The sequence below is a fragment of the Brachyspira pilosicoli genome (assembly GCF_008016535.1).
Lineage (GTDB): Bacteria > Spirochaetota > Brachyspiria > Brachyspirales > Brachyspiraceae > Brachyspira > Brachyspira pilosicoli_A.
This window is the reverse complement of record NZ_SAXY01000001.1, coordinates 1-10291: the sequence shown is the minus strand read 5'-3', so window position 1 is coordinate 10291 and position 10291 is coordinate 1. Positions and strand designations below refer to the sequence as shown.

Below are 10291 nucleotides of genomic sequence, written 5' to 3'. Positions count from 1 at the left end.
TGATGTAGTTCTTGCTGTGGTTCCTGCTACAAAATGTTCTATTAATTTTAATTGTTTATCTTGACTTAATTTACTACGTTTCATACTTTAATTTTAACAAATTTAAGTTATCTAGGACAGCCCCTAATTTTTTTATATTTATTAGAATAAAGTAATATTTTTTATATAAAAACAATTAGAGTATTTTATAATTGAATAGAAATATTTTTTTGTAAAACTAATCAATAGGTATAACAAATCTAGCCTCTTCTTCAAAACTCCATTGTACCTGCCAAGTATTACCATAAATTTGATCAAGTAAAATAAATGTATAAATATTAGAAGTAGGATATAAAGTAAATCTGCCAAGGCTTTTTTCTTTTCCGCCTGAAAGATCAACCATATTTAATTCTACAGAAAAACGATTATCACCTTTTATATCGTATTGAACTATCCATATTCTGCCTGTTGTAGTTTCTAATTTTAAAAAAGTCCATATATTTGCTGTTCTAAATAACCTGTATTTTACAGTTGGTGATTGAGAAGGCTCATAAATATCTATCTCTCCATATAAAAAGGCAGTACAAAAAATAAATAAAATAATAAAAGTTTTTATTTTCATCATAAATACCTCTTTAATCTAAAATCAATTAAATACATTTAAAATTGTAACATGTACTTGCCTATAAGTCAATTATCAAAAACAATATTATATAAAAAATAAAAGGCCGACATACAAAACTATGCCAGCCTTAAAAAATCAAAACTAATAATAAATCAAATCAATTTAACGCTTTTAATTCTTCAACCTCTTTAGCAAACAATTTTAAAGCACTCTCTACCACCTCAGGCTTAGTCATATCAACACCGGCAACTTTTAGATTTTCTATAGGTGTCCTGCTTCCTCCGCTTCTTAAGAATTTTAAATAGTTGTCTCTGTTTGTGTAGTCATTTTTAGCATTGCCTTCAAGCACTCCATTAGATAAAGCAACAGCAGCAGACATGCCTGTAGCATATTTATAAACATAAAACGAACGATAAAAATGAGGTATTCTCAAAGCCTCTAAATCGCTCACCTCTTCAAGAACCGATTTCTCTCCAAAATATTTTTTGAGTAAATCTTTATAAACATTTCTTATAAGCTCTAATGTTGTAGGGTTGCCTTCTTCTGCCTCTTTGTGAATGATATGCTCAAACTCTGCAAACATTGTCTGTCTAAACACTGTAGCAACAAATCCGTTTATATCTTTATTGAGTAAAAATGCCTTAACTTCTTTTTTGCTTTCATTTTGCATAAGATAATTAAATAAAAGTTTTTCATTGAAAGTGGATGCAACTTCAGCTTCAAATATAGTGTAATCATGGTGCTGGAAAGGGTTATTTTTTCTGCTGTAATAGCTATGCATACTATGTCCTGCTTCATGTGCTAAAGTAAATACTGATTCAATGCTTTCATCTCTGAAGTTCATAAGTATATAAGGCTCTGATACATAACAGCCCGCAGAAAATGCTCCGCTTGTTTTGCCTTTATTCTCATATTTATCAACCCATCTTGAATTAAGACCTTTTGTAAGAGTTGATACATATTCTTCACCCAATGGTGATAAGGCTTTATTTAAAACATCTATTGCCTCATCAAACGTATGATATAACTTAATATCTTTTACCACTGGGGCATATTTGTCATATTGTCTAAAGTCGTTAATGCCTAATTTATTAGCACAATATTCGTAGTAGCTATGAAGTGCAGGTAAAGCATTATGCACACTCTCAATTAAACTGTCATAAACGCTTACAGGTATATCATCAGCAAATAATTCCATCTCTCGTACGCTGTTATAATTTCTTATTCTAGCGTCAAATATATCCTGCTTAATTTGGCTTGCATAAAGTTCTGCTAATGTATTTTTGTGTTTATCATACTCTTTATAAAATTGATTGTAGCTGTTTTTTCTTATTTCTCTCTCTTGGCTTTCTTGAAAACTTGAAAATGTCGCATGAGTTAAAGGAGTTTTTTTGCCGTTATGTTCTAATTCTCCAAAGTCTAAATCAGCATCATTTAAAGTGTCAAATACATTAGAAGCTGTTGAAGATAATTCTCCTTGAAGAGCTAATATTCTCTCCTCTTTTTCTGACAATGTATGAGGTTTGTATTTTAGTATGTTTCTTAAATAAATTAAATAATCTTTTAATACTTCATCTTTCAAAAAGCTATTAATCTTTTCATCATCTATACTCATAAGTTCAGGTTCAAAATAACTTAAATTAGCTGAAAACTCTGAAGAAAGTTTTGAGAATCTTGCAACTTTTATATTAGAATCATTATTAGTTAAATCTTCTGTTTGTTTTAAGAATGCATAAGAACCTAACTTTTCTAATATTATAGAAGCTTTCATTATAGTGTCTAATATATTTTTTAATTCAGAAGCTGAGTTAGATAATTTTCCTTTAAACTTACTTACTTCCTTTGAAAAATCTTCCATTGATTTAAAATCTTTTTCAAACTCTTCATTATTTTTATATAATAAACTTAAATCCCAAGTATCTTCTATTTTTACATCTTTTCTTTCTATTAAAGTATTTGATTTATTTTCATTGCTCATATAATATTCACTCCTTAATAATATTTTTTATAAAACATATTTAACCGATATTTGTAAATTATAACATAATATAGCCTTTTACAAAATAAAAAATAAATATATTATATAATAGTAGTATAAAATATTTATTTTTGGAATATTATTTTGGAACAATATATTACTCTTAATGAAAAAACAACTAAAGAACAAATTAAAACATTAAATGAAATTATAAAAAATAATAGTTTGTATAAATTAAGTAATAAATTAGAAAAAATATTGTATAATGAATTAAAAGCTGGAAATAAAATAAGAGAAATATCTGTTGGCGGTTTTGGAGATGAAAAACATTTATATATTTTTCTAAATAAAACTTTCATTACTAAAATAGTGAAGAATTATAATAATATAAAATATATAGAAATTAATGACCCTCATTATTGGAAGGCAGAATATACAGATATAAAAAATAAACAAACTATAGCCTGTCCTTTTTAAAAATGATAACATAAGGAGATTTACAATGGATACTTTAAACTTTAATAATATAGAACAAATTATGACATTTTACCTAATATTTAATTTTATAATACTTCTATGCTTAATATATATAGTATTATCTTTAATATTTAGATTAATACCAAAAAAGAAAGAAGAAAATAAAAAAGAAGATAAAAATCCAAAACAAAAAAATATAAAAAAAAGAAGAAAAAAGAAAGATATAATCGAATTATTCTGGACTGAAGATAAAGATAGTAAATCTAAAACTATTGTAAAAAGAGTTATTTTTATATTTTTTATAATATTTACATCATACTATATATTTAATTCTATTAGTTTTATTATAGAAAATATTGATGTTGTAAAAAGAGTATTAAAAATAGAATAGCAAAAAATTAACATATGTAATTTTAAATAGTTGATTTTTAGAGTTAAAAGGTATATAAATATATTATAAATATATTTTAAAAGAGATTATTATTTATGAATGTATTTATGATTGCAAGTGAAGCCTATCCATTTTCAAAGACTGGAGGCTTAGGAGATATTGCTGGAAATCTTCCGCATGCTTTAAAACAAGTAAATGTCAATAGTTCTTTAATTATACCGCTTTATAAGGATAATTATAAATTAATAAACAATAACATATACACATCATTCGATATAAAACTTGGCTCAGAAACTATAAAAACAGAAATCATCAAGCATAAATATAATAATATTAATGTTTATTTTGTAAAGAATGATTTTTTATTTAAAAGAAACGGTATATATTCAGAAAACTCTAAAGACTATGAAGATAATGCAAAAAGGTTTATAGCTTTTACTAAAAGTGCCATAGAATTATTAATTTATTTACATAAAAAAGAAAATATTAAATTAGATATAGTTCATTTGCATGATTGGCAGAGTGCATTAACGGCCATTTATATAAAAGAAATACACAGCACTGAAGAAGCTTTTAAAAACACAAAAGTAATATTTACTATTCATAACTTAGCCTATCAAGGCAATTTTAATACAGATATGTACTCTCTTCTTAATATATCTTGGAAATACTTTATGCCAAGCAGAATAGAGTTTTATGGATATGTAAGCTTTATAAAGGCAGGCATTATACTTTCAGACATAGTAACAACAGTAAGCCCAAATTATGCAAAAGAGATACAAACAGAAGAGTTCGGATGCGGATTAAATAATTTGCTTTTAAACAAAAATGAGCAAGGTAAATTATTCGGTGTATTAAACGGCATGCATGACACTCAATGGAATCCAAAAACAGATAAATATATAAAACATAATTATGATATAAATACAAAAGAAAATAAGAAATTAATAAGAAATGATTTATATAAAGAATTAAAAATAAAAGAAAAAAATTATCCATTAGTTACAATGATATCAAGGTTCGACCCTCAAAAGGGGCTTGATTTAATATATTCATCTTTCTTTGAACTTTCTACCTATGATGCTAATTTTATATTTTTATTTAGCAGCAATAATTATTTTAAAGATTTTGAGAATGATTTTGTAGCAAGAGTTAAAAGAGCAAAAAATATAAGAGTGTTATTTTTATTTGATGAAGCATTAGCACATAAACTAACAGCAGCAAGCGATATATATTTAATGCCGAGCAGATTTGAACCTTGCGGCCTTAATCAAATATACAGCATGAAATATGGAAGCCTTCCAATAGTGCATTCTGTAGGTGGGCTTAAAGATACAGTTATTAATTATAATGGTGCTAAAACAATAAAAAAAGCAACAGGCTTTTCATTCAATGAATATTCTCAAAAGTCATTTGTAGAGGCTATGGACTTAGCTTTCGATTTATATTATAATAATAAAAATCATTTCGACAATCTTGTTGATAATGCTATGAAAAAAGATTATTCACTTTTAAAAACTGCTTTAGAATATAAAAAACTTTATAATAAAGTTTTAAAAAATAAATAATAATTATAGGAGGCCTTTATGCCAAAAGATCCAAGCTTTGATATAGTTTCAGTAGTAGATATGCAGGTTATGGATGATTGTGTTAATGTTGCTGTAAAAGAAATAAGCAATAGATTTGATTTTAAAGGACAAAATATCACAATAGAATTAAATAAAGGTGAAAAAACTGTAACTATAACAGCACCTGCAGAGTTTGTACTTAATCAAGTAAAAGATATTTTATTCCAGAAGTTTATTAAAAGAGGATTAAATCAAAAAAGTTTAAGAGAAAAGAAAAAAGAAAAAGCAAGAGGAGATGCTGTTAGAGAAATAAATGAAATAGTTAATGGTATAGATAAAGACTTAGCTAAAGAAATAGTAAAAGATATAAAAGACATGAAATTAAAAGTTCAAGCAAGCATACAAGATGAACAAGTGAGAGTATCTGGTGCTAAAAAAGATGATTTGCAGGCTGTAATTACTATGCTAAAAGGAAAAGATTATCCTATACCTTTGCAATTTGTAAACTTTAGATAATAATAATTTTTATAATTGTTAAAACAAAAAAGGCTTTATTATTAAAAATAATAGAGCCTTTAATAATATAAACAAAACTAAAATATTATACATACTATAGCTTTAATGTTTTTTTAATAATATATTTTTATTAAAAAAATATTAACTGTAATTAAAAAATATATAAAGTTTAAAACAATGATTATTTATTTACAGGTATTCTCAAAAATATTTCACTTCCTATAGAAAGCACATTACTTGTAAGTTTATTCCAAGCCTTAATTTCAGCAACATCCACATTAAACTTTCTTGCTATAATCCAGAGAGTATCTCCTGCCCTTATATGATACATTATATCCTTATACTCATAATCAGGCGGAGGCAAAGATTCAAAATATACAAACTTACCCTCTCTTATTCTCTCCTGCTCTTCTTCATATTGAGCCAAATCCACCTGTTTAGCATTATCAAGCCCCTGAATAGGAATCATTACCTGCTGACCAATATTTAAATTCCTTGATTTTAGTTTGTTTATTTCAACAATAGCCTGCATAGGCACATTATAAAATCTAGATAAATGCGAAAGCGTTTCATTCATTTTTACTTCATGTCTTCTAAATGTAACCCTCTCTGAAGCAGGAATCTTACCGAAAGTATCATAAAATAATTGCTCTTTTCCCTCAGGTATTCTTAAAGGATAGCGAACCATACCCGGAGGAGTTACACCTCTTGATAAATGAGGATTAAGTGCTTTTAAATCTTCTGTTTCAGCTTCTATCATATCTGCTATTATAGATAAATCAGCGGCATCGTCAACATAAACCAAATCACCCTCTGGAAAAACCACTTTTGGCTTGTTAATCTTAAATCCAAACTTCTCTGGGTTTTTTGCTATAATAACAGAGGCTACATATTTAGGTATATACTCTTCAGTCTCTTTAGGAAGCACTTTAGCCCTAAGCAAATCATAAAAATTATTGCTTTTTACTTGCCTAATAGCCCTAGATATTCTTCCGCCTCCTGCATTATACGCTATTAATGCAATAACCCAAGATTTAAAATTTTCATCAAGCCTCATCAAATGCTCAGCTGCCGCCTTTGTAGAACGTTCTGGGTCAAACCTATCATCAGACCAATAATTAACTTTTAAATTATATATAGCCCCCGTCATAGGCATAAACTGCCAAAGCCCTGCAGCACCGGCATGCGAAACAGCCTGAGGATAAAAACTGCTCTCTATTATAGGTAAATAAGCTAAATCTTCAGGAACTCCCTTTTCTGCAAATACTTGTTTTATGTAAGGCAAATATATCTGTGCCCTATCAATAATTTTCTGCATATGCGGACGCCAGCTTCCCTGATACCTATCTAAATAATAAGAAACTCTCTCTGTACGAAAATCATCAGCATTAAATCCTCTAAGCTCCACTACTTTAATATCGCTTCCAAGTGCCTCACCATAAACCGTAAGCTCATAAAGATTAACACCATCCAAACCCTTTCGTAAATATAAATCAAAAGTATCACAAGAGTTAACAAATAAAATCAAAACTATTAAAAATATAGCTAATATGTTTTTTCTTTTTAAGACTTTTATTTTCATGATTATTAATAAATATATTTAACATTTTTTTATAATATTTGCAAGTGTGTAATTATCCTTTAAAATTTATACTAATATTATTATAACAGTTGACAATTTTTTTAAATAAAAATATTATATAGCCTATAACCTACAGGTATGGAGAGAAAAATAAAATTATGGCTAAAATTGTAAAATGTAAATACTGTAAAACTGTTAATGATAAATATGCCAAACAATGTAAATCTTGCGGAAAAGTATTGTATCCAGAAATATCTTTTAAAAAAGCAACTACTATAACTGTAATATTAGATGCCATATTTGCACTTATATATATTTTTGGAATATTTTTATTTATATATAATGCTAACAATAATGAAACTCCAAAATATATAAGCTTACTTCCTGCACCAAATAGTATTTCATTCTTTGTTATTATACTAATAATGCTATGTTTTGCTGTTATAAAGATACTATATATATTAAATGTGTTTATTTTGAAAAAAGATATTATTTATACTATAAGAAGAGTTAGTTTATTTTTTGAAGCTATAATAATGTTTCCTTTGCAAACAATATTAGGCTTATATTTTTATGATATAGCAACCAGTGAAGATAAAGCAAAAAACAATAATTAATTTAATAATATTATAATAATATAATAAGATATAGGTGCTGTTAATATTACACTATCAAATATATCAAATACCCCGCCATGACCAGGAAATAATTTGCTTGAATCTTTAGTATCATACATTCTTTTAATTAGGCTCTCCCCCATATCCCCAAGAAAACCTGTTAATGTAAATATTATAGTAAGCCATATTATTTGTGATAGAGAAAATGTAGGTATATCCTTACCAAGCACTAAGCTTAAATATCCATTTGAATATAAATAATAATAAAGTATAGATATAGGTATTGTAAACAAAAACATACCCACTAAACCTTCATAGCTTTTATTTGGAGATGCACTATTTGAAAGTTTATGTTTACCAAATTTTCTTCCAACCACATATCCGCCTGTATCGCTAATCCAAGCACATAATAATATAAATACAATATAATATTTTCCGCTAGGCATAAAACGCATTAAAGATATATGCCATACCCCAAGCCCAACATATATAAAACAAAATACCGCAGTAAGTATTGCCCTGCCCCTCTCTTCAAAAGTAGATACATTCACCTTAAACATATTAATTATAAAAAGAGCAGCTATTAAAACAAATACCATAACAAGCGATAAGCTCATAGAGATATTATTTATTTGTGTAAACTTATAAAGACGAGAAAAATCTCCATGAAGTATATTGTTTCCGCATATAGTGATAATATATCCTAAAACCATAGCTACTATTGTAGTAACAACTGTCCTAAAATTCTTCTGCCTATAAACCTTAGCCATATTAAATATTTCTAATGTGCTTATTATAGAAATAGCTAATATCAAAGCATGAAAGAGAAAAATAACTCTATTGTAAAGCAAAATAATAGTAAATAATGGTAAAGTTAATGCTACAGATATAAGTCTTCTCTTCATTTTTTATAAGCCTCCATACCTTCTATTTCTGTTTGAATATTCTTCTATAGCTTTTTTAAAATTCTCTTTAGAAAAATCAGGCCACAATATATCAGTAAAATACAATTCACTGTATGATGCCTGATACATTAAAAAATTACTTAATCTATGCTCTCCCGAAGTTCTTATTAGAAAATCTGGGTCTGGTATATCTTTTGTATATAAATAATCTCCTATAGAGTTCTCATCAATATCTTCTATATTAATTTTATTTGTTAATACATCAAAATACATATTTTTTATAGCAGTTTTAAGTTCATCTCTAAAACCATAATTTAATGCTAATACCACTGTAAGAATTGGATTTTTACATTTATCTAAAGTTTCTTTTTCTGTTTCTTCTATAGTTTTGATAGTGTCTTTTGGAAATTTAGAAATATCGCCTATATGCTTCACTAAAATATTATTTGAAATAAGCCTTTTAATTTCTTTTTTATAGAATTCTTTTAAAAGCTTAAATAATGCTTTTTTTTCTTCTTCTGGTCTTTTCCAATTCTCTGTAGAAAAAGCATATAGTGTTAAATATTTAATATTAAGTTCGCAGCATGCTTCTACTATATTAATAACATTTTCACTTCCAGCCCTATGTCCAAAACTTCTAGACTTGTTTCGAGCTTTAGCCCATCTGCCGTTACCGTCCATAATTATAGCAACATGTGAAGGAACTTTATTATCCTTTTCTGTCATCATAATTATATTTTATCTAATTCTTTTTCTTTTGAACTAATTAATTCATCAACTTTTTTTATGTAACTATCTGTATCGTTTTGTATTTTTTTCTCAAGATTTTTAGATTCATCTTCCGTAATAGTTTTATCTTTTAAATCTTTTTTTATAATGTCGTTTTCATCTCTTCTTATATTACGTATAGCAATTTTAGCTTCTTCTCCTCTATGTCTTACACCTTTTTTTAATTCTTCTCTTCTTTCTTTAGTAAGCTCAGGCACCATAATTCTAATATTACCGCCATCATTGAAAGGATTGAAACCTAAATCAGCTTTTAATATAGCCTTTTCTATGTCTCCTACCAATGCCTTATCGAAAGGCTGTATCATTATAGTTTTAGCATCAGGAGTAGAAACATTGCCTACTTGTTTAAGCGGCATACTGCTGCCGTAAGCCTCTACCTTTACACCGTCTAATATAGAAGCATTTGCTCTTCCTGTTCTAATACCTTTCAAATCATTTTGTAAACTATTAATAGCCTTTTCCATTCTATCTTTATAGGATTCTTTTGACATAGATTAAAACCTCTTACAATTATTTGAATTAATTATAATTTAAGATATAAGTATTGTCAAGTTATTATTACATAAGTAATGTTAAGGAGTATGAGATATTGGACATTTTTTAGTATAAAAAAAGCAGTATCCTTGTTATAATATTTTGAACATAAAACAAATAAAAAGGATGCTACTATGAAAAAAGATTATAGCACAGAATTTAAATTATTTATAGTGGATGAAGCATTAGAAACTAAAAATATTGGGGCTGTCCTAGATAACTTAAATTTGTTAAAATTAAAGTATGAAACGCAGTAAATTAAGTCAAGATAAACAATTAAAATTAATAGAACATTTTGTAGCAGGAACCACAGCAAGAACTACATCAGTT

At 27.0% G+C, this 10291-nt stretch carries 12 protein-coding genes and 2 pseudogenes; 7 read left to right on the top strand and 7 right to left on the bottom strand.

What is annotated here, in order from left to right; genetic code table 11:
- The 3 genes and pseudogenes from EPJ72_RS00065 to pepF all read right to left on the bottom strand — a co-directional run.
- A pseudogene (locus EPJ72_RS00065) lies at positions 1–84 on the bottom strand (IS1595 family transposase); the annotation flags it as partial.
- A gap of 133 nt (positions 85–217) precedes the next feature.
- Positions 218–604, bottom strand: a complete 387-nt coding sequence (locus tag EPJ72_RS00060) for a hypothetical protein (protein ID WP_014933489.1) — start codon at positions 602–604, stop codon at positions 218–220.
- A gap of 157 nt (positions 605–761) precedes the next feature.
- Complete coding sequence (gene pepF / locus EPJ72_RS00055; RefSeq protein WP_147730243.1) at positions 762–2582, bottom strand: oligoendopeptidase F; 1821 nt, start codon at positions 2580–2582, stop codon at positions 762–764.
- A gap of 144 nt (positions 2583–2726) precedes the next feature.
- On the opposite strand from pepF, the gene EPJ72_RS00050 reads away from it, so the two are divergent.
- The 4 genes from EPJ72_RS00050 to EPJ72_RS00035 all read left to right on the top strand — a co-directional run bounded on the left by EPJ72_RS00050 (position 2727) and on the right by EPJ72_RS00035 (position 5534).
- The gene (locus EPJ72_RS00050) at positions 2727–3059 is read left to right on the top strand and encodes a hypothetical protein (RefSeq protein WP_147730242.1); all 333 of its coding nucleotides are present in this window, start codon (positions 2727–2729) and stop codon (positions 3057–3059) included.
- 25 nt (positions 3060–3084) lie between these two features.
- Positions 3085–3450, top strand: coding sequence for a hypothetical protein (locus tag EPJ72_RS00045; RefSeq protein WP_147730241.1), 366 nt, complete (start codon positions 3085–3087; stop codon positions 3448–3450).
- 95 nt (positions 3451–3545) lie between these two features.
- A complete protein-coding gene (locus EPJ72_RS00040; RefSeq protein WP_147730240.1) occupies positions 3546–5018 on the top strand; it encodes a glycogen synthase in 1473 nt (490 codons plus the stop codon).
- Between the two features lie 18 nt (positions 5019–5036).
- Positions 5037–5534, top strand: a complete 498-nt coding sequence (locus EPJ72_RS00035) for a YajQ family cyclic di-GMP-binding protein (RefSeq protein ID WP_147730239.1) — start codon at positions 5037–5039, stop codon at positions 5532–5534.
- A 181-nt stretch (positions 5535–5715) separates the two neighbouring features.
- Here EPJ72_RS00035 and EPJ72_RS00030 read toward each other — a convergent pair whose 3' ends face one another.
- Positions 5716–7116: a lytic transglycosylase domain-containing protein gene (locus tag EPJ72_RS00030; protein WP_147730238.1), complete on the bottom strand. Its 1401-nt coding sequence runs from the start codon at positions 7114–7116 to the stop codon at positions 5716–5718.
- A 158-nt stretch (positions 7117–7274) separates the two neighbouring features.
- Here EPJ72_RS00030 and EPJ72_RS00025 point away from each other — a divergent pair, with 158 nt between their 5' ends.
- Positions 7275–7733, top strand: a complete 459-nt coding sequence (locus EPJ72_RS00025) for a hypothetical protein (protein WP_147730237.1) — start codon at positions 7275–7277, stop codon at positions 7731–7733.
- On the opposite strand, the gene EPJ72_RS00020 is transcribed toward EPJ72_RS00025, so the two are convergent.
- From EPJ72_RS00020 to frr, 3 genes are read right to left on the bottom strand one after another with little or no spacing between them, the layout of a single operon-like run.
- Positions 7730–8638 carry a phosphatidate cytidylyltransferase gene (locus tag EPJ72_RS00020; RefSeq protein ID WP_147730236.1) on the bottom strand — a complete coding sequence of 303 codons (909 nt, stop codon included), beginning with the start codon at positions 8636–8638 and terminating at the stop codon, positions 7730–7732. The two genes, EPJ72_RS00025 and EPJ72_RS00020, sit on opposite strands and share 4 nt — an antisense overlap.
- A 3-nt stretch (positions 8639–8641) precedes the next feature.
- Complete coding sequence (locus EPJ72_RS00015) at positions 8642–9367, bottom strand: isoprenyl transferase (RefSeq protein WP_147730235.1); 726 nt, start codon at positions 9365–9367, stop codon at positions 8642–8644.
- A 2-nt stretch (positions 9368–9369) separates the two neighbouring features.
- Positions 9370–9918 (bottom strand): ribosome recycling factor, encoded by a 549-nt coding sequence (gene frr / locus EPJ72_RS00010; RefSeq protein ID WP_147730234.1) that lies wholly within the window; start codon positions 9916–9918, stop codon positions 9370–9372.
- 177 nt (positions 9919–10095) lie between these two features.
- On the opposite strand from frr, the gene EPJ72_RS13575 reads away from it, so the two are divergent.
- Complete coding sequence (locus EPJ72_RS13575) at positions 10096–10218, top strand: hypothetical protein (protein ID WP_277871886.1); 123 nt, start codon at positions 10096–10098, stop codon at positions 10216–10218.
- Positions 10205–10291, top strand: a pseudogene (locus EPJ72_RS00005) (IS1595 family transposase); the annotation flags it as partial. The gene EPJ72_RS13575 and the pseudogene EPJ72_RS00005, both read left to right, overlap by 14 nt.

Bases quoted from the DNA above. Each gene is read 5' to 3' on its own strand.
- EPJ72_RS00035 (WP_147730239.1), top strand. From the start codon at position 5,037: ATGCCAAAAGATCCAAGCTTTGATATAGTTTCAGTAGTAGATATGCAG.
- EPJ72_RS00030 (WP_147730238.1), bottom strand. From the start codon at position 7,116: ATGAAAATAAAAGTCTTAAAAAGAAAAAACATATTAGCTATATTTTTA.
- EPJ72_RS00025 (WP_147730237.1), top strand. From the start codon at position 7,275: ATGGCTAAAATTGTAAAATGTAAATACTGTAAAACTGTTAATGATAAA.
- EPJ72_RS00020 (WP_147730236.1), bottom strand. From the start codon at position 8,638: ATGAAGAGAAGACTTATATCTGTAGCATTAACTTTACCATTATTTACT.
- EPJ72_RS13575 (WP_277871886.1), top strand. From the start codon at position 10,096: ATGAAAAAAGATTATAGCACAGAATTTAAATTATTTATAGTGGATGAA.
- EPJ72_RS00015 (WP_147730235.1), bottom strand. From the start codon at position 9,367: ATGATGACAGAAAAGGATAATAAAGTTCCTTCACATGTTGCTATAATT.
- EPJ72_RS00060 (WP_014933489.1), bottom strand. From the start codon at position 604: ATGATGAAAATAAAAACTTTTATTATTTTATTTATTTTTTGTACTGCC.
- frr (WP_147730234.1), bottom strand. From the start codon at position 9,918: ATGTCAAAAGAATCCTATAAAGATAGAATGGAAAAGGCTATTAATAGT.
- pepF (WP_147730243.1), bottom strand. From the start codon at position 2,582: ATGAGCAATGAAAATAAATCAAATACTTTAATAGAAAGAAAAGATGTA.
- EPJ72_RS00040 (WP_147730240.1), top strand. From the start codon at position 3,546: ATGAATGTATTTATGATTGCAAGTGAAGCCTATCCATTTTCAAAGACT.
- EPJ72_RS00045 (WP_147730241.1), top strand. From the start codon at position 3,085: ATGGATACTTTAAACTTTAATAATATAGAACAAATTATGACATTTTAC.